A 17,656-nucleotide genomic window follows, 5' to 3' on the forward strand; every position below is an offset into this window, starting at 1 on the left:
GAGTAGTTTAAATTGAAAATTGTCATTCTAAACAAACCCTATGACGTCCTCTCCCAATTCCGCCCAGATGAAAAACACCAAACCATGGCTGATTTCATCGACGACAAAGATTTACGTCTTGCTGGTCGTCTGGACATGGACTCAGAAGGTCTGGTTTTTTTAACAGATCACGGTGGTCTGAACCAGTACATCACCAATCCTGCCAATAAAAAGTTTAAAACCTATATGGTGCAGGTTGATGGTGATGTCACCGAAGAAGCACTTGAGCAGCTTCGTAAAGGTGTGGAACTTAAAGATGGCATGACCCTTCCAGCCAAAGCTGAAAAAGTATCTGAACCGGAATGGTTGTGGGAGCGTAATCCTCCTGTACGTTTCCGTGCATCTGTCCCAACGTCTTGGGTTGAGATTTCAATTTGTGAAGGCCGTAACCGTCAGGTTCGTCGTATGACCTCTGCGGTGGGCTTCCCTACACTGCGTTTAATCCGTACTAAAATTGGTGATATTGACCTTGTACGTATGGATATTAAACCGGGTGAAACCAAAGAAATTGAACCTTTACTTTATCCAGATTTCCAGAATGTTCCTGCTGAAGAGCCATACCGTTCACGTTCTTATGTGAAAAAACCGGGTGGTACGGGTGGTAAGCCAATGGTTCGCAAGAACAAAGATGGTTCAGTGAAAAAATCAGGTACCAAACGTATCTGGCAAATGGACGAAAGCGAAAAGCCGAAACGTCGTACCAATGGTACAACTCGTCCAAATACCAAAGCACCTCGTGGTCGCGGACGCGGTCGTGGTTAAAACCCAGTCTGCTCATCAGGTAGGGACAGGCTAAAGATCACGCCAGACGGTGTATTTTCTACAGTTGTCTGCCCCTGATGGAGCTGCATGATCGACTGTACAATGGCAAGGCCCAGACCACCCGTCTGGGCTTTTTCGTGCCGGCTGTCATCGATCTGATAAAAACGCTCAAATAAATGCGGATGGTGCTGCTCTGCAATCCAGACTTCTGGCGTCAACACTGATATTTTAATCCTGTGGTTGAGTCGCTGTGCAGACACAATAATCTCACTCCCAGGCTGACCATAAGTAATGGCATTGCTGATCAGATTGGCGACTGCGCGCTGTAACAATACGGTGCTGGCTGTCAGACTTAAATCTGGCGGAACATCCACTTTTAAATGCATCTGCTTCTCTTCGGCCAGAAAGCTGAAGTACTCAAGCAATTCTTGCAGCATGTCATTTAGATTGAAACGCTGTTTTTCAATCGCATATCCGCCATGTTCTACCCGGGCGATAAACAGCATACTTTCAATCATCTGGCTCAGGCGTTCGTATTCTTCCAAGTTGGAATAGAGCAGATTTTCCAGCTCAGCAGGTTCGCGCGACCGCGATAACAGAATCTGTGTCTGCCCGATTAAATTGTTTAATGGGGTGCGAAGTTCGTGTGAAATATCCTCAGAAAAACGTGCCAGCTGCTGATACGCAGCCTGAATATTAGCGAGCATATCGTTCATGGCCTGACGCAGCTCTTGAACCTCAAGCGTATTACTCTGAACATCGATGTGCTGATTGGGCTGCTGAATATTGACCTGTGCTGTAGCCAGCATCAACTGGCGCATGGACTTGAGAATATAGCGTCCTGCCAGCCAGGCCATCAAGGTCGAGAGCAGTATGCCAAGCAGACTATAGAGCACCAGTTTTGATAAATAGCTTGCCAGTATCCTTTGTCCCTCTGCCAGCTGCTTACCAGCCACCAGTTGATAACTGCGACCATCAAACTGCACCTGTTTAAAAGCCAGTCGTGTCGAAGGCTGTTCAGCCTGATTATTCTGAAACTGTAAGGCAGAGGTATAGTGCAATGCCGGAATATGAATCTGCAAAGGATTGATTTCAATCAAGCGATTATTCTGATGTTGCAGCAGCAGTAGATTATCTTCTTGCCCCAGCATGTTTTCATATAATTTGGGATGCTGAACCAAAAGCTCGAAACTCTGGGCATCTTCAAGAAATATTTCAATTCGGGAAATACGTGCAGCCAGTGCCTGATCCTGCTGAGCCTGAATCATCTGTTGCATATTTTGATAAGACAGTAACGCCACACTCAAAAAAACCACGCAGGACACCAATGCAAACGCAATACTCAAGCGTGTTGCCAGCGGTAATAAGATAGGATTGTTCATGGGTATTCATCAAGTTTATAACCCATACCGCGTACGGTATGAATCAGTTTTGGCGTGTAATGATCATCAATTTTGCTCCGCAGCCTGCGAATGGCCACATCCACCACATTGGTATCGGTATTAAAATTGATATTCCAGACCATGGAGGCAATCTGGCTCCGGGTCATCACCTGCCCCTGATGCTCCATCAACAGTTGCAACAGCGCAAATTCTTTCTGGCTTAATTCGATCTTTTGTTCATTACGATATACTTCATGCTTTAGGCGGTTCAATACCAGACCTGCAACCTGATAGGCCTCCTGCTCCAGTCGCGGCACACGGCGCAACAGACTTTTGATCCGGGCCAGTAACTCAATATAGGAAAAAGGTTTGGTCAGATAATCATCGGCGCCAAGCTCCAGGCCTTTCACCCGATCCAGCACATGATCGCGTGCAGTGAGCATCAATACCGGAATCTGGCTAAAAGTTCGCAAGGTTTTCAGCACCTGCCAGCCGTCCAGATCTGGCAGCATTACATCCAGCAGTACCAGATCAAATGACTGTTGCTGCAAACAGGCCAATGCCAACACGCCATTTTCAGCAATGGCCGTGCTATAACCTGACTCACTCAGTCCTTTTGCCAGATATTCAGCAATCTTGACTTCATCTTCTACAATTAAAATATGCATGTCAGTAGTTTAGCTGTTTTTAGCTATGCCTAGATTACAAATTGGTAATCTGATTGTCATGCTGCACTGGCGTATTTCTTTCTACAATAGCAACAGTATTCAATTGCATGAATGACAAGTATGAAAAATTCAATCGCCAAAACAACCTTAGCCTTGCTCAGCAGCTCATTACTACTCAGCTCACTGGCACATGCAGAATTAAAAACAGCACCAGTCATGTCGCTAGAAGCAGCAAAGCTTATGGCCAGCAATGTCATGTTGGCCTGCCAGAAACAGGCCAAGCCCGCAGCAGTCGTGGTTCTGGATCAGGGTGGTAATCTGCTGGCTAGTCAACGCCATGAATCTGTCGGCATTCACAACCTGATCGCAGCAGAACGCAAGGCCTTTACCGCGTATTCAACGAAAACCAGTACGCTGGATTTTATGCGCAATGCCCAGAACAATCCGGACGCACAGAACCTGAATAGTTTGCCTGAACTGCTGTTACTGGGCGGCGGTGTACCTGTTATGTACCAGAATCATATTTTAGGTGCTGTAGGTGTTGCGGGTGCAGGCGGTTCGGAACAGGATCATCAATGTGCCAATAGCGGCATTCAAAGCACTTTAAAACAGCTTTAATCTATTTAAATAAGTCTTATTGGTTTCTTTTATTCAATATTACTTCATCCATCTACTGAGGAATACAACATGAAAAAAATCCTGCTAGCAACCCTTGCGAGCACCGCAGCCACGCTTTCCTTTGCACAGAATCCACTTAGTGTGCATATTTTGAATCAGGAAACAGGTTTACCTTCTGCAAATATTGCAGTTATTTTGGAAGCACAGCAAGGTGAGAAATGGGTCAAGCTCAATGAAGCTAAAACAGATCAGAATGGCCGTATTAAAGAGCTATATCCAAAAGATACCAATCTGCAAAAGGGTATTTATAAAGTGACCTTTAAAACGGGTGACTGGTTTAAGGCCAATAATCAGCGGACATTCTTCCCTGAAGTACCGGTGGTCTTTATGATTGATGGCGCTTTAGAACATTATCATATTCCACTGTTATTGAGCTCTTATGGTTATTCGACTTATCGCGGTAACTAAGCTCTTTCACTTAAGGCCCATCTTATTGGGCCTTATTCTTTTACTTGTTATTCTTGTGCTGGAATGCTATTCATGACTCATATTAAATGAATTTAAGAAATAAAACGTATCTCAAACAAGGAGCTTTGCAATGGATCAGCAAGTCAACCAGATGTTTAATCAGGATCGATTAATCCAGCATCTTGGTGCACACCTTGTTGCTTATAGTCACAATCACGCAAAAATTTCGCTGAAAGTCACTGAACAACATTTACAGGGTCACCAGACCTGTAACGGCGCAGTGATTTTCGCGCTTGCAGATGCGGCATTTGCCATTGCCTGTAATACAGGTGAACATCCGGCTGTTGGTCAGCATTGTGGAATTCATTACTTAAAACCGGCAGTTCTTGGCGATACATTGACTGCTGTAGCAGAACATAGGGCCAGCAGTGGCCGTAGTGGAATTTACGATATTCAGGTGATAAATCAGCATGATCAAATTGTGGCAGAGTTCCGCGGTACCTCTCGACTGATCATCAGATAATTTTCAAAACTTGATAAAAAAACCGGTGTATAAACACCGGTCGTTTAAGTGAGTCACTCTTAATCAGGCTTTCAACCATTGTTCAGCTTTGGCTTGATCTTCAATTTTCAGTTCAACTTCGGTCAGTTCAGAACCGCCTGCCTGAACGTCAAAACTCATTAGCTCATCGCGACGGAAAGCATGCATGGTATAAACACCTTCCTGTTTTGCATAACTTTCCATTAATTTCGTCGTTGCTTTTAAACCATCAATGGCAATAATCACATCATTGGCAGAAAGGCCAGCTACTACAGCAGTACTATCACGACGCGCCGACTGAACCAGTACACCTTCCGGCTTATCTACCAGTTTTAAACCAAAAGGCAATGACTTGTCATTTTTCAGGTTATAACCGATACCAAACTCAGGTAATAACTGATCCAGTGGCAATTCATCTGTGGTATTAATCAAGTGATTAATCTGCTCTGACCAATCATCACCGGTCAATTCTTTGCATAATTCAAAGATGGTACGTTCATGTACCTGAACACCCTTTTGCGCATTTTCATACAAACGGCGCATCAAGGCATCCAGACTTGAACCGCGTAAACGCAAACCTAAGTCTAGGCACAATGCAACCAAACAACCTTTGTTGTAATAGCTGGTGCCGGCATTATTCGAGTTTTCATCCTGACGGTAGAATTTCACCCAGGCATCAAAACTGGATTCAGACACCGACTGAATCGCACGACCCGGATTCTGCAAGTAACGATCAATCTGCACTTTTAATAAAGCAATATATGATTCCTGGTTAATCACGCCACTGCGTAGCAAAATCAAATCATCATAATAAGAAGTGAAGCCTTCAAAGATCCACAGCAAAGACGTATAGCCTTCACGGTTTAAATCATAATTGACAAAATTTTCCGGACGAATAAATTTTACCAGCCAGGAATGGAAATATTCATGGCTACATAGGCCGAGGAAACGCTGATAATCTTTGGAAGGTTCTTCAGGCTCATTGGCCTTCGGCAAGTCATCGCGCGGTGAAATCAGGCTGGTCGAGTTTGGATGTTCCAGACCACCATAACTATTCCCTGTTGCCATGGTCATAAAGGTATAGTCGGCAAATGGCGCTGAACCGAACATGGAGATTTCTGTGCTACAGATTTTCTCAATGTCCTGCTGCATACGTGCTGCATTCATCGCATGCTTGCCGGACACCACAAACTCATGCGGAATACCATTCGCTTCAAAACTGAAACGGGTTTGCTCTGCCAGTTCAAACGGTGCATCAATCAATTCAGCATAGTTTTTGGCTTTCAGGGTGAAACGGCCCTTGACCAGACTTTTGGATTGCATGCCGGTTGCCAGTTGGAAATGCTTTAACTCATCTGGCAGGAAGATTTCTAATTCAATCTCTTTATTTTCCTGACCTTCTAGCCCCAAGCATGCACAGGCCGGGTTGACATAGAGACGGTTTTGATCCACATATGCCCCACGAACAGACAGGTCGTAGGCATAGACATCATATTCAACCGTAATCAGCTCATGATCGGTATTGAATAAACGCCATTTGTTCTTTTCAAATTTCTGGATTTGCAGTTGACGTCCATCTTCATCATAAGCTTTGACCGCCTCAATGTGTTTGGAAAACTCTCGAATCAAATAACTTCCCGGAATCCAGGTCGGTAATGATAAGATCTGCGTCGGGTCTGCCAGAAAGCGAACAGTCACGTGAATAAGGTGCTGACGATAATCGTCAAATTCGATTTGATAATGCAACATAATGGGCGATATAAAATGAAAATAAATGAGGTATAGCTTAGCTTAGCATTTTTTAAGCCAAGATGGTTTAGCTGTCTTATTTGTCTACATTTACGACTAGCTATCTGTATAAAAAAGGCATAGCATGCCTGAAAATTTAATCGTTCAACGCCCGACGGGTTATTAAGGAACATCCTTGAAATACATCATCTCACTGATTGCGGTATTCAGCTTATTTATTTCTGCATTTTCACATGCTGCCTTACTCAATATTCTGCCTGAAAGCGTTGAAGCTGAAGCCTGGACTATTCTGGATTCACAGTCTGGTCAAGTCATTGCAGAACACAATGCCGATGTGCAACGTGCGCCGGCTTCGCTGACCAAAATGATGGTGGCTTATATTGCCTTAAAGGAAATTGAGGCCGGAAAATTAGATAAAAATGAAGTTTTAACTGCCACATCTGTGGTTAAAAATGTCATGTGGGATGAGTCACAGATGTATCTGAAAGAAGGTGATCTGATTACAGTCGATCAGCTTCTGGCGGGTTTGATTATCATGTCTGCCAATGATGCAGCGTTGACGCTGGCTGAGAAAATCTCGGGGAGTGTTCCCCAGTTTGTAGAACGGATGAATCAGGAAGCCAAAGCACTGGGCATGCAGCATAGCAATTTCCAGAATCCGGCCGGCATTACCATGCCCGAGCATTATTCGACTGCTGCCGATTTGGCCCGACTCTCTATGGCGGTGGTGAATGAAACCCCGGATTATCTGTATTATTCCAAACAGCCAAGTTTCACTTATAACCAGCATTTCCATCGTGCCACCAACCGTGTACTTCAGGTCGACCCAAGCGTAGATGGTTTAAAAACCGGTTTTACCCGTGCGGCCGGTTATAACCTGGCGCTGACAGCCAATCGTGTTACAGCAGACTTTGAAATGCCGAAGCGCCGTCTGATTGTGGTAGTGCTAGGCACTAAAAGCGCCACAAAGCGCGCTGAGATATCGCATAAACTGATGAATCTGGCTTATACCTATACCCGCAATGAAGTCGCGATCAAAGATCAGCAACTGTTGGCTGAGTTGCCTGTGATTAAATCCACTTTAAAAATGTTTAAAGTGCAAACCAAGCAGCCGCAGATTATTACTACCTCGCTTTATGATCAGAGCTATAGCATTGACCTGAATCAGTTTGATCAGGCGCATCAGCGTGTCATGCTAAATACAGGTGATGGCGCTTTAAAAAGTATCGAGCCACTTCAAGAAACCCAGACCCATATCAATGTTGAAATGAAGGCATCTGAACTCATTGCGCCTTTAGCCAGCATGATGCCTTTGGCCACGATTCAGATTTATCAAAATAATCAGTTAATTCGCACCATTCAAATTGAAGATCATGTCGAAATTGAAGAAGCCAACCCGTTGCAGAAGTTCTTTAGCTGGCTGCAAGGTTTATTCAGTTTCTTTTCAGACTCAACACCCGGCGTAAAACTGTATCCTCTAGATCAATAATCCTCTCAATATCAAGTAATTCTTTAAGCTAGAAGCGTTGATATAACCTTCTAGCTGATTCATGATCTATCCCAAATGAGGCACCCTGCCCGGAACGCAGCAATTATTACCCGCTCTCACAGAATTGCTACGTTTTGTAATGTGTATAACAATTTTAATCAAGACGCGATTTAGCACATGCCATAGTATATTTTCTCTCTATTTCTCTTATTTTTATTAAAAAAATAAACAGGTTAAGAACGCATGACAGTACATAAAATCGTGATTGTGGGTGGTGGCGCTGGTGGTCTGGAACTGGCGACACAACTGGGTGATAGCCTGGGTAAAAACGGCAAAGCCCAGATTATTTTGATTGATCAAAAACTGACACATCTCTGGAAACCGCTGCTACATGAAGTCGCCGCAGGTACCTTAAATCCACATCAGCAAGAAACCAATTATTTTGCCCATTCTGCCGCGCATCATTATGAGTTTGTTTTGGGGACATTCACCGGTCTGGATCGCGAAGCGAAACAGATCATCGTCGAAACAGAATATTTCTCTAAAAAAAGTGAGCCCAAGAAAAATCAGCGTATTGGCTATGACACACTGGTACTGGCTTTAGGTTCAACCTCAAATGACTTTAATACCGAAGGGGTCAAACAGTTCTGTCATTTTCTCGACAGCCGTCAGCAGGCAGATATCTTTCAGCAGGATCTGCTGCACCTGTATTTAAATGCTCAACATGAGACTTCAAGCCGTGAGCTGAATATTGCTATTATTGGTGCCGGTGCGACTGGGGTAGAACTGGCAGCGGAGCTGGTAGAAGCCAAACAGAATTTCTTTCAATATGGCTTAAACAAGGTCGATCCCAACAAAGTCAAAATCACCTTGATTGAAGCCGCGGATCGTATTCTGACTGCACTCTCGCCTAAAGTTGCTGCAAATACCATGAAACAGTTAGAACAGTTCGGTATTGAAGTCTTGACCAGTCATCGAGTGGCCAAGGTCGATGAAGACAAGATTTATTTTGCCGATGGTTCCAGTCTGGATGCTGAAATCAAAGTCTGGGCCGCAGGGATCAAAGCGCCGGAAGTCTTGGCACAACTCGACGACATGGAAAAAGACCATATTCATCGGCTCAAAGTTTATGCCACGCTGCAAACCAAATCTGATCCAAGTATTTTTGCATTTGGTGATTGTGCGCATTGCCAGCCCGCAGCAGATCAACCCGTCTTGGGCCCACGAGCTCAAGTGGCCAGCCAGCAAGCCAGCTTTCTGGCCAATGCTTTAAAAGCCCATGTCAATGGAGATAGCTATTTGCCAATGTTTAAGTTTTCTGACAAAGGCTCCCTGATTTCCTTAAGTCAGAATAAAGCTGTGGGGGAATTGCTGGGTCAGGTCAATGTGCAAGGCTTTGTCGCCAAAACCATGTATGTCTCTTTATACCGGATTCATCAGGCGACCATTCATGGTTATGCCCATGCCGGTATTTTGACTGCAAAAGATTTAGTTACACGAAAAATTTCTCCAAAGCTTAAATTGCATTGAAATTCCAGAATTTGGCCCAATCAATGAAAAAATCGTCAATAAAATTGTCAAATTGCGTTTTTTTGCTAATTTTAGTCTACAAAAATGCAATTTCACTTTATGATGTACCCTTAAAAAATTGAATGGATCAATTCACATGACTGCTATTGCAAATAACCTCGTGGTTTCTTTCCACTACACATTGACTAACGCAGAGGGTGAAACTCTCGACCAATCTCAAGGTGAACCACTTGCCTATTTGCACGGTGCAGGTAACATCATCCCAGGTTTAGAAAACGCGTTAGAAGGCAAAACTGTGGGTGAAAAATTCACTGTTAATGTTCCTGCTGCTGAAGGTTATGGCGAATATAACCCTGACCTTGTACAAGAAGTTCCTGCGCAAATGTTCCAAGGCGTAGACAACATTCAAGCAGGTATGCAGTTCCAAGCTCAAACTGATGACGGCGTGCAAATCGTAACTGTTAAAGCAGTTGAAGGCGATAATGTTGTTGTAGATGCGAACTTCCCGCTTGCTGGTCAAGACCTGACTTTCGAAGTTGAAATTGTATCGATTCGTGAAGCTTCTCAAGAAGAATTAGATCACGGTCATGTACACGGTGCAGGTGGTCACCAGCACTAAGATCTTCTGATCGAGTGTAAAAAAGGCAAAGTGAAAACTTTGCCTTTTTTATTGCCGCCAAAATATTCATTTTAAAATGGAGAATAAAAAAGCAGGACCATGGCCCTGCTGTTTCAATCCAATCAAGAGATCCCTTTAGAGAATAATCGCTGGATTATTTGCGTTGATTATAAATCTGCATGGCTGCTGGTAACTGTTGACGCATTTGTCCAATACGCTGGCTGTTCGATGGATGCGTAGACAGGAAAGTTGCGCCATTGCTGCCACCGAGTTTGTTCATTTTTTCCCACAAGGTAATCGCTGCATTCGGGTTATAACCTGCACGTGCCATTAGCATCAAGCCCCCCTGGTCAGCACGGCTTTCCAGATTACGCGAGTATGGCAAGCCAATCCCGATCTGACTTCCTAATTGCGCTGCTGCTGCGCCACCCTGGCCCACACCAGCTGCATTCAGACCAATGCCTAAAGCCAGGTCGGTGAGCGCCTGAGCACCAATTTTCTGCTTAGAATGCTCTTCTAAGGCATGTACCATTTCATGACCCATAATTGCTGCAATTTCAGCATCGGTCAGATTCAGCTTATTCACAATACCGGTATAAAATACCACTTTACCACCCGGTGCAACAAAGGCATTAACCTGATCGGACTTGAGCACAGCCAATTGCCACTGGAATGCTGTACCAGTCTGGTTCATTTGGTTCGCAATCGGCTTTAAACGGTTAAATACGGTATTAATACGTTTATAGGTCGCTGAACTGGTGTCCAGTTGACCTTTATTTCTGGCATCAGTGACCATGGCATTATAGCTTTGTGTCGCAGATGCATTTAAGGTCGCAGAATCAGCCCCGGCAATATCCGCAATAGTGGTACAACCCGACAATGTCACGGCTGCGGCAGCCGCCATACCCAATAAAAATTTATTCTTCATTATAATCAACTCTACCTTAGCCCAAGCTTAATTTACATTGTAAAAATTATAAGTGAAAGCATACAGGAGCTAAACGCTTAATTACTCCATCTTCTTATAAATTCTGTAATTTTTAAGCCAAGTACTGTATCGCCAACCAATAAATCAGACAGATAATGTTCAAGCCCAGATAAACCTGGCTTAAGGGTTTTATTTTTTGTTCCAGAATTTCATCTTTACGTTTAAAAAATAAATAGGCGTTTTGCAATAAAATAACAGGCACCAGCACACAGGCAATAATGACACTCAGGCCGACCAGTGCATTATAAATAATCTCAGGATTTTGAGTTTGTGCGCGAATAATCATCATAGCGATGGTGGGTGCCCCGCCCATGGCGAACAACAATGAATAAAACATGGTCGCCGATATATTTTTTTGCATCCTTTCGCTCATTTTTCTTTCTTTATATACGGCTATGTTAAAGCACATTTTGTCACAGCACCGATGCAACTTTAGTCTTGAGCCAAATTTATAGTTTTTGGATATAAAAAACCCATCCGGAGATGGGTTTTATCATTCAAGCTTTAACCAAATGAAGATCAAGCATCGAACGGGTGGCGAAGAACGATAGTTTCTTCACGGTCTGGACCGGTTGAAATGATGTCGATTGGACATTCAATCAGTTGCTCAAGACGTTTTACATAGTTCAATGCAGCTTGTGGCAACTGATCCAGCGATTTTGCACCGAAAGTTGACTCAGACCAACCTGGCATTGTTTCGTAAATTGGTTTTAAAGTTTCGAATGCAAGCGCATCAGAAGAACCGACACAACCAGAATCTGCAGCTTCATAACCGACACAGATTTTCACTTCTTCTAAACCATCAAGAACATCAAGTTTAGTCAGGCAAATACCAGACAGTGAGTTTACATCTACTGAACGACGTAGAATTTCAGCATCGAACCAGCCACAACGACGTTGACGGCCAGTAGACGCACCAAATTCATTACCAATGGTACCAAGGTGTTTACCAACCGCATCACCCACATCGTTTGCAGCGTCATAAACCAATTCCGTTGGGAATGGGCCTGCACCGACACGAGTAGTATAGGCTTTGGTGATACCCAGTACATAATCAAGGTGCAAAGGACCCAGACCTGAACCTGAGCTTACGCCACCAGCAGTGGTGTTTGAAGATGTCACATACGGGTATGTACCATGGTCAACGTCAAGAAGTGAACCTTGCGCGCCTTCAAACATGATGTTGTCACCGTTTTTACGGTAGTTATGCAGTTCAGTTGTTACGTCTACAACCAACGGCGCAACAACCTTACGCCATTCGTCGCAAAGTGCCAGTACGTCTTCTAGCTTAACTGCTTCAACACCATAGTATTGAGTAAGCTGGAAGTTATGGTAATCCAGAAGCTCAGTTAACTGGGCAGTAAGATGTTCACCACCACGTACCAGATCAGCAACACGGATTGCACGACGCGCCACTTTGTCTTCGTATGCAGGACCGATACCACGACCTGTTGTACCAATCTTCGCATTACCACGTTTTTTCTCACGTGCTTGGTCCAGTGCGATGTGGTTTGGAAGGATCAGTGGACAGTTTGGAGAAATACGTAAACGCTCTTTAACAGGAACGCCTTCTTTTTCAAGAATGTCCATCTCTTTGATGAGCGCTTCAGGAGAAAGAACAACACCGTTACCAATTAAGCACAATACGTTTTCACGTAAAATACCAGATGGAATGAGGTGTAAGACAGTTTTCTTACCACCCACCACCAGAGTGTGACCTGCGTTATGTCCGCCTTGATAACGAACGACCGCTGCCGCTTGATCTGTGAGCAGGTCGACGATTTTACCTTTACCTTCGTCGCCCCATTGGGTACCAAGTACCACAACATTCTTGCCCATAATAGCCTCATTGCATCATGCTGTTAAAGTTGAAAGCCCCGCTCAGTGACATGAACACTGAGCCAAGCAATTTAAATCGTTTTGACTGTCCACTCACCATCTACGTTCACCAGCTGGTGCGTCGCATATGGAATTGAGTTTAAATCATCATTACCGAGTAACTGAATTACACTTAAGCCTTGTGCTCGAATACTCTGAATCGCATTCAGAAGTTCTGCATCGACACCTTTAGGTGCAACTACCACGTGTACAGCGTCAAACTGACCTGCGCTTAACGCATATAAGTCACAAGAGAAACCTGTGGCAGGACGCGCACGACCGAAATGTTCACCAATGCCATCATAACGACCGCCTTGTGCCAGTGCTGCTGCACGATTCGGTGCATAGACTGCATACATCAGACCAGTATGATAATGGTATGAACGCAATTCAACCACATCAATCCCAATACTCAAGTTTGGCCAACGGGCTTGAACCTGATCTTTGGTAATTTGTAATGCATCAAAAGCTTGCTTGAAGGCTGGATTCGCCAACACTTCAGCACTTAAATTTGCCTGTAATGCGTCCAGATCGCTGGCATAGCGGCCCAGTGCATAAAAGTCCTGACCAAATTTCAGTTCTGCCGTAAATTCTTCCAACTCTGGCAAAGCCTTACGTTGGTATAAATCAGACAGTTTACGTTCAGCAACTTTGTTCAAACCTGCTTGAGCCACCAGACTGCGGAATAAGCCGACATGACCCAAGTCCAGATGGATTCCGTCTGCCAGACCTGTTTCCTGAATCAGACTGATCATTAAATCGACCATTTCCACATCGGCATCGATGCTGTCTGAACCAAACAGTTCGGCGCCTAACTGCAAAGGTGCACGCGAGGTATTAAAACCGCGTGGTTTGGTATGCAGAACGGTACCTGCATAGCAGTAACGCGCCACACCTTCCACTGGATGTACATGTGCATCAATACGCGCCACTTGTGGTGTCATATCGGCACGCACACCAAGCAAACGACCAGAAAGCTGATCGATGACTTTAAAAGTGGCTAAGTCTAAATCTTGATTCGATTCTGAGAGAGAAGAGAGAGATTCGATGTATTCAATGAATGGCGTGTACACCAACTGATAACCTCGAGATGCAAGGAAATCCAGTGATTTACGGCGCAAACTTTCAATGACTTGCGCTTGTTCTGGTAATACATCAGCTACACCATCAGGTAATAACCATGTCTCTGAAATGGGCATGTTGTAAACCTAAATTCTTGTCAGCGCGGAACGAATCCGCATAAAAAAATCGGGAGCACACCCGATTTCTCCTAGTCTAACACGATAGTTTTGGCTGTGCATCGCAAAATTTTATAATTTTTACTCTCTTATGCAATGAGCCACAATTGCGTCAACTATCAGCGTTTTATCGTGTATGACCAACACGCGCTATAAACAAAAAATCATTTTAGACCAATGGCAATGCGGTGGTACTTTTTACCGTTTGCAATGGAATTTCGGTTTTTACACTTTGGATGCAGGGAATTTGAGTCAAATGATGAATCTGAAATTTACGATAGGCATCCAGATCGGCCACCACAATTCTTAAAAAGAAATCACAATCTCCCGCCATTAACTGGCATTCCACCACTTCCGGCATCTCCTTGATGGCTTCAACAAATTGATCGACCACGGCGGCTTCTTGAGATTTAAGCCAAACCCGTGCAAATACACTCATCGCCAGATTGACTTTTTGCGGATTGAGTAAGGCGACATACTGCTCAATGACCCCATCATCTTCCAGTTGCTTGACTCTTCTTAAACAGGGGGACGGCGACAAGCCAATTAATTGAGCCAGTTCATTATTTTGCAATTTTCCGTTCTTTTGCAGTTCATGCAAAATGCGTTTATCAATTTGATCCATCTTGTTACTTTAGTATTTAAAACTCCTTGAAGCCAATTTAGCGCAATTTAATTCCAAATCAAATTTAAATTGCATGCACTACAACAGCAAATAGCCTGATTATCGCTATAAAATACGGCTCAATATTAAAGTCCTCAGGTCACTGACATGCTTTTGCTCAGACAAAGCAGCACGCCCGCGCTCGCACATACAGATTTCAGCGAATTTCAACGTGGCATGAAAGATTCTATTCCTATGCTTTTAGGAATTATTCCCTTTGCTTTGGTGCTAGGTGCGACTGCGATTCAGAAAAATTTCAGTGTGCTGGAAGTGCCTTTGCTGACTGGACTCAATTTTGCCGGCGGTTCTGAATTTGCCATTTTGGAAGTCTGGACCAGTCCACCCAATTTGTTCATGCTGCTGTTTATTACCTTTTTGGTGAATAGCCGGCATTTGCTGATGGGTGCCAGCCTAGTCCCGTATTTAAAACATCTCCCGAATCGCAAAGTATTGCCGGCCCTGTTTTTTATGGTTGATGAAAGCTGGGCCTTAAGTCTGGCGGATGCGCAAAGAAAGCAGGCCCAGCAGGGTTATCGGGCTGCTTTTAGCATGCCCTACTATGCCGGTTTATGTTTCTGTCTTTATCTGATGTGGGTCGGTTTTACCACACTGGGCGCGATGCTTGGACCTGTTTTAGGCGATATCAACCGCTGGGGCTTTGATATGGCCTTTCCTGCTGTATTTCTTGTGTTGATGCGAAGCATGTGGAAAGGCTTGAATGCAGCCCGGCCATGGCTAGTGAGCCTGATCTGTGCTGCTCTGGCTTATTTATATTTGCCTGCTGGCTGGTATGTGCCGATAGGTGCCCTAGCCGGCATTGTGTCTGCTTTTTTCTTGATTGGTGAGGAGGAAGCATGATTGAGATGAGTACATTGCTGGCCATCCTGCTGATTGCGGCAACCACCTATCTGACCCGGATTCTGGGCTATGTCTTATTAAAAAATAAAACGCTGACACAACGTCAGCGTAAAATCATGGACGTTGTGCCCGGCTGTGTCCTGATTTCAGTCATCGCACCGTATTTTGTACGCGACAACCCTGCAGATCTGATCGCTTTGGCTTTAACTCTGTTTGCCGCTACGCGTTTTGGCTTGCTCCCCACAGTTGCCATCAGCATGGTGTCTGCAGCCGTCTTAAGAACTCTTCTCGTCTAGCCCTCAAACAGAATTCTTGATATGATTTCTAAAGGGATTCTGTTTATTTCTGTGGGTCTACGACCTTGGTGAGCAGGCTGACCAGCTCTGCATTTTGCAACTCGACCTGCTGCAGTTTGATTGTGGTCTGATCCAGCACTTCCTGCTGTACATGCATTTTTTTAGCCAAGTCCTGCATAATTTCCAGGGTCTTTTTTAAATTTTCTTCCAGATGCGCGACTTTCTCTTCTACCGGCACGCCCTCCACGACACCTGAACCATCATTCTGATTGAACTGCAGCCAGATTAGAAAAATCACTGCCAATGTGAGCAGTATAATAAATCCCCAAACCAACATCATATGCTTGCTCTTATTTCATTTTATTGGCTTTATCTTAACGAAAAATCATGCAGATGATGCAAATAATTCAAGCACTCACGCTGCTTTTCGATCAATTACGCGCAAATTCTATTAAAACAACGCATATCAAGAATGTTTAAAGCAAAAAAAGCACCGTATATCGGCACTTTTCAGGCTTAGCAAAGTCAAACTTAATGAAAAGATTCACATAAATCCAGCAAGCGGTTGGCATAACCCCATTCATTGTCATACCAGGCAAAGACCTTGGCCTGTTGTCCCACCACTAGGGTTTGGGTCAGGTCAACGATCAAGGAATAAGGGGAATGATTAAAATCACTCGACACCAAAGGTTCATCCGTTACTGACATGATTTCTGCAAAATCCTGTCGCGCCGCCTTAATTAACACTTCATTCAGTTTGTGATCGGTAATCGGTGACTGGGAAACAAAGGTCAGGTCAATTGCTGCGACATTAATGGTCGGCACCCGAATTGAATAACCGTCAATCCGATCTTCCATTTTTGGCATAACCCGCTTTAATGCACCCAGCGCACTGGATGTGGTGGGAATAATATTGTGTCCTGCTGCCCGTGCACGACGCAAATCGCGATGCGCCTGATCCAGCACAGATTGATCTGCGGTCACCGCATGGATTTCGGTCATTAACGCACTGCTGATGCCAAAAGCATCATCGAGAATTTTGACCAGCGGTACCAGGGCCTGAGTGGTACAGGACACACTGGAAATGATCTGGTCGGTGGCTTTAACTTCGTGATGATTGACACCATACACAATCGCAGCATCGACAGTATCAAAGGGTGCTGCGCCAATAATCACCCGTTTCGCCCCTGCCTCAATATGCTGGGTCGCAGCTTCACGGGAACGGAACAGCCCGGTACATTCCAGCACTACATCTACTTCAAGTTTTTGCCAAGGAAGCTGCGCCGGGTTGGCTTCACACAAAACCTGAACTTTTAAGCTGGCATCCTGATAGCTGAGATGCAGATAAATATGTTCGGCATCATAGCTGACGTCTACCTGTCCCGGAAAACGGCCATGGGTTGAGTCATATTTAAACAGATGAATTAAGGTTTCAACATCAGCAATATCGTTAATGGCAACGATTTCAAATTTAAAATCTTTCGGATTTTCAAACCAGGCACGCAATACATTACGTCCAATACGCCCAAATCCATTGATTGCCACTCGTTGCATGAACTCAACCTTTTATATGCCTATTTTAAAACTCCTCTATGTTAAAGGATTTCTTGCGCAGTACATGAAAAACTTCAGTGAAAATATTGATTTTCGATTATTTTATTTCTGATACATCGCCCAGTATTCAGATCTTTTAAAATTCTGATGCTGTGTAAATAGATGGATATAACCAAATTGTTCTGAATAGAAGATTCATTTTATGAATTCAGCACTAAACCCGAGTCAATAATTCCTTAACAATTGGTTTTAAAATGATTGGTGCATACCGCTTTTTCCGTTATAATTTGGCGTTTTAAATTTTTAAGCCCCCGC

19 protein-coding genes are annotated in these 17,656 nt (G+C 44.1%); 9 read left to right on the plus strand and 10 right to left on the minus strand.

The genetic code is table 11. The annotated features are described in order from the left end of the window. Positions 1 to 12 precede the first annotated feature (12 nt). Positions 13 to 801, plus strand: a complete 789-nt coding sequence (locus tag FTU44_RS01425) for an rRNA large subunit pseudouridine synthase E (protein ID WP_005170277.1) — start codon at positions 13 to 15, stop codon at positions 799 to 801. On the opposite strand, the gene FTU44_RS01430 is transcribed toward FTU44_RS01425, so the two are convergent. Together FTU44_RS01430 and FTU44_RS01435 are read right to left on the minus strand one after the other, a co-directional pair. Then, positions 798 to 2,183 carry a heavy metal sensor histidine kinase gene (locus FTU44_RS01430; protein WP_100357729.1) on the minus strand — a complete coding sequence of 462 codons (1,386 nt, stop codon included), beginning with the start codon at positions 2,181 to 2,183 and terminating at the stop codon, positions 798 to 800. The genes FTU44_RS01425 and FTU44_RS01430 overlap by 4 nt on opposite strands. Beyond that, complete coding sequence (locus tag FTU44_RS01435; RefSeq protein ID WP_005097421.1) at positions 2,180 to 2,851, minus strand: heavy metal response regulator transcription factor; 672 nt, start codon at positions 2,849 to 2,851, stop codon at positions 2,180 to 2,182. Before FTU44_RS01435 ends, FTU44_RS01430 begins: the two co-directional genes overlap by 4 nt. A 120-nt stretch (positions 2,852 to 2,971) precedes the next feature. On the opposite strand from FTU44_RS01435, the gene FTU44_RS01440 reads away from it, so the two are divergent. The 3 genes from FTU44_RS01440 (at position 2,972) to paaI (ending at position 4,460) form a co-directional block, all read left to right on the plus strand. Continuing rightward, the gene (locus FTU44_RS01440; RefSeq protein ID WP_180049226.1) at positions 2,972 to 3,469 is read left to right on the plus strand and encodes a heme-binding protein; all 498 of its coding nucleotides are present in this window, start codon (positions 2,972 to 2,974) and stop codon (positions 3,467 to 3,469) included. 69 nt (positions 3,470 to 3,538) lie between these two features. Beyond that, entirely contained in the window at positions 3,539 to 3,937 is a 399-nt protein-coding gene (gene uraH, locus FTU44_RS01445; RefSeq protein ID WP_005170270.1) for a hydroxyisourate hydrolase, read from the plus strand. 130 nt (positions 3,938 to 4,067) lie between these two features. Beyond that, positions 4,068 to 4,460 (plus strand): hydroxyphenylacetyl-CoA thioesterase PaaI, encoded by a 393-nt coding sequence (paaI, locus tag FTU44_RS01450; protein WP_005170269.1) that lies wholly within the window; start codon positions 4,068 to 4,070, stop codon positions 4,458 to 4,460. A 63-nt stretch (positions 4,461 to 4,523) separates the two neighbouring features. On the opposite strand, the gene FTU44_RS01455 is transcribed toward paaI, so the two are convergent. Next, the gene (locus tag FTU44_RS01455; protein WP_180049228.1) at positions 4,524 to 6,227 is read right to left on the minus strand and encodes a M61 family metallopeptidase; all 1,704 of its coding nucleotides are present in this window, start codon (positions 6,225 to 6,227) and stop codon (positions 4,524 to 4,526) included. 175 nt (positions 6,228 to 6,402) lie between these two features. Here FTU44_RS01455 and FTU44_RS01460 point away from each other — a divergent pair, with 175 nt between their 5' ends. From FTU44_RS01460 to slyD, 3 genes are all read left to right on the plus strand, one after another. Beyond that, complete coding sequence (locus FTU44_RS01460; protein WP_005170266.1) at positions 6,403 to 7,716, plus strand: D-alanyl-D-alanine carboxypeptidase PBP6B; 1,314 nt, start codon at positions 6,403 to 6,405, stop codon at positions 7,714 to 7,716. 243 nt (positions 7,717 to 7,959) lie between these two features. Next, positions 7,960 to 9,246 carry an NAD(P)/FAD-dependent oxidoreductase gene (locus FTU44_RS01465; RefSeq protein ID WP_180049230.1) on the plus strand — a complete coding sequence of 429 codons (1,287 nt, stop codon included), beginning with the start codon at positions 7,960 to 7,962 and terminating at the stop codon, positions 9,244 to 9,246. 136 nt (positions 9,247 to 9,382) lie between these two features. Next, positions 9,383 to 9,865, plus strand: coding sequence for a peptidylprolyl isomerase (gene slyD / locus FTU44_RS01470; RefSeq protein WP_005097432.1), 483 nt, complete (start codon positions 9,383 to 9,385; stop codon positions 9,863 to 9,865). A gap of 154 nt (positions 9,866 to 10,019) precedes the next feature. Here slyD and FTU44_RS01475 read toward each other — a convergent pair whose 3' ends face one another. The 5 genes from FTU44_RS01475 to FTU44_RS01495 form a co-directional block, all read right to left on the minus strand. Next, on the minus strand, positions 10,020 to 10,793 hold the full coding sequence (locus FTU44_RS01475; protein WP_005097433.1) for a M48 family metallopeptidase: 774 nt from the start codon (positions 10,791 to 10,793) through the stop codon (positions 10,020 to 10,022). A 112-nt stretch (positions 10,794 to 10,905) separates the two neighbouring features. Further along, positions 10,906 to 11,214, minus strand: coding sequence for a hypothetical protein (locus FTU44_RS01480; protein ID WP_074383295.1), 309 nt, complete (start codon positions 11,212 to 11,214; stop codon positions 10,906 to 10,908). A gap of 158 nt (positions 11,215 to 11,372) precedes the next feature. Next, a complete protein-coding gene (locus FTU44_RS01485; protein WP_005097435.1) occupies positions 11,373 to 12,692 on the minus strand; it encodes an adenylosuccinate synthase in 1,320 nt (439 codons plus the stop codon). Positions 12,693 to 12,763: 71 nt separating this feature from the next. Beyond that, positions 12,764 to 13,930 carry an ATP phosphoribosyltransferase regulatory subunit gene (locus FTU44_RS01490; protein WP_005170256.1) on the minus strand — a complete coding sequence of 389 codons (1,167 nt, stop codon included), beginning with the start codon at positions 13,928 to 13,930 and terminating at the stop codon, positions 12,764 to 12,766. Between the two features lie 208 nt (positions 13,931 to 14,138). Next, positions 14,139 to 14,594 carry an Lrp/AsnC family transcriptional regulator gene (locus tag FTU44_RS01495; protein ID WP_004645552.1) on the minus strand — a complete coding sequence of 152 codons (456 nt, stop codon included), beginning with the start codon at positions 14,592 to 14,594 and terminating at the stop codon, positions 14,139 to 14,141. Between the two features lie 147 nt (positions 14,595 to 14,741). Between FTU44_RS01495 and FTU44_RS01500 the strand changes: the two genes are divergently transcribed. Both FTU44_RS01500 and FTU44_RS01505 read left to right on the plus strand, forming a co-directional pair. Further along, entirely contained in the window at positions 14,742 to 15,491 is a 750-nt protein-coding gene (locus FTU44_RS01500; protein WP_180049232.1) for an AzlC family ABC transporter permease, read from the plus strand. Further along, positions 15,488 to 15,787 carry an AzlD family protein gene (locus tag FTU44_RS01505; RefSeq protein WP_005097439.1) on the plus strand — a complete coding sequence of 100 codons (300 nt, stop codon included), beginning with the start codon at positions 15,488 to 15,490 and terminating at the stop codon, positions 15,785 to 15,787. Before FTU44_RS01500 ends, FTU44_RS01505 begins: the two co-directional genes overlap by 4 nt. A 43-nt stretch (positions 15,788 to 15,830) precedes the next feature. Here FTU44_RS01505 and FTU44_RS01510 read toward each other — a convergent pair whose 3' ends face one another. Both FTU44_RS01510 and gap read right to left on the minus strand, forming a co-directional pair. After that, the gene (locus tag FTU44_RS01510) at positions 15,831 to 16,127 is read right to left on the minus strand and encodes a hypothetical protein (RefSeq protein WP_005097440.1); all 297 of its coding nucleotides are present in this window, start codon (positions 16,125 to 16,127) and stop codon (positions 15,831 to 15,833) included. Between the two features lie 191 nt (positions 16,128 to 16,318). After that, positions 16,319 to 17,341: a type I glyceraldehyde-3-phosphate dehydrogenase gene (gene gap / locus FTU44_RS01515; protein ID WP_180049234.1), complete on the minus strand. Its 1,023-nt coding sequence runs from the start codon at positions 17,339 to 17,341 to the stop codon at positions 16,319 to 16,321. Between the last annotated feature and the right edge of the window lie 315 nt (positions 17,342 to 17,656).

Origin of the sequence: Acinetobacter sp. YH12105 (assembly GCF_013419095.1) — a bacterium.
GTDB lineage: Bacteria > Pseudomonadota > Gammaproteobacteria > Pseudomonadales > Moraxellaceae > Acinetobacter > Acinetobacter pseudolwoffii.

Bases quoted from the DNA above. Each gene is read 5' to 3' on its own strand.
- gap (WP_180049234.1), bottom strand. From the start codon at position 17,341: ATGCAACGAGTGGCAATCAATGGATTTGGGCGTATTGGACGTAATGTA.
- FTU44_RS01490 (WP_005170256.1), bottom strand. From the start codon at position 13,930: ATGCCCATTTCAGAGACATGGTTATTACCTGATGGTGTAGCTGATGTA.
- FTU44_RS01435 (WP_005097421.1), bottom strand. From the start codon at position 2,851: ATGCATATTTTAATTGTAGAAGATGAAGTCAAGATTGCTGAATATCTG.
- FTU44_RS01505 (WP_005097439.1), top strand. From the start codon at position 15,488: ATGATTGAGATGAGTACATTGCTGGCCATCCTGCTGATTGCGGCAACC.
- FTU44_RS01475 (WP_005097433.1), bottom strand. From the start codon at position 10,793: ATGAAGAATAAATTTTTATTGGGTATGGCGGCTGCCGCAGCCGTGACA.
- FTU44_RS01465 (WP_180049230.1), top strand. From the start codon at position 7,960: ATGACAGTACATAAAATCGTGATTGTGGGTGGTGGCGCTGGTGGTCTG.
- uraH (WP_005170270.1), top strand. From the start codon at position 3,539: ATGAAAAAAATCCTGCTAGCAACCCTTGCGAGCACCGCAGCCACGCTT.
- slyD (WP_005097432.1), top strand. From the start codon at position 9,383: ATGACTGCTATTGCAAATAACCTCGTGGTTTCTTTCCACTACACATTG.
- FTU44_RS01485 (WP_005097435.1), bottom strand. From the start codon at position 12,692: ATGGGCAAGAATGTTGTGGTACTTGGTACCCAATGGGGCGACGAAGGT.
- FTU44_RS01510 (WP_005097440.1), bottom strand. From the start codon at position 16,127: ATGATGTTGGTTTGGGGATTTATTATACTGCTCACATTGGCAGTGATT.
- FTU44_RS01430 (WP_100357729.1), bottom strand. From the start codon at position 2,183: ATGAACAATCCTATCTTATTACCGCTGGCAACACGCTTGAGTATTGCG.
- FTU44_RS01480 (WP_074383295.1), bottom strand. From the start codon at position 11,214: ATGCAAAAAAATATATCGGCGACCATGTTTTATTCATTGTTGTTCGCC.
- FTU44_RS01440 (WP_180049226.1), top strand. From the start codon at position 2,972: ATGAAAAATTCAATCGCCAAAACAACCTTAGCCTTGCTCAGCAGCTCA.
- FTU44_RS01455 (WP_180049228.1), bottom strand. From the start codon at position 6,227: ATGTTGCATTATCAAATCGAATTTGACGATTATCGTCAGCACCTTATT.
- paaI (WP_005170269.1), top strand. From the start codon at position 4,068: ATGGATCAGCAAGTCAACCAGATGTTTAATCAGGATCGATTAATCCAG.
- FTU44_RS01500 (WP_180049232.1), top strand. From the start codon at position 14,742: ATGCTTTTGCTCAGACAAAGCAGCACGCCCGCGCTCGCACATACAGAT.
- FTU44_RS01495 (WP_004645552.1), bottom strand. From the start codon at position 14,594: ATGGATCAAATTGATAAACGCATTTTGCATGAACTGCAAAAGAACGGA.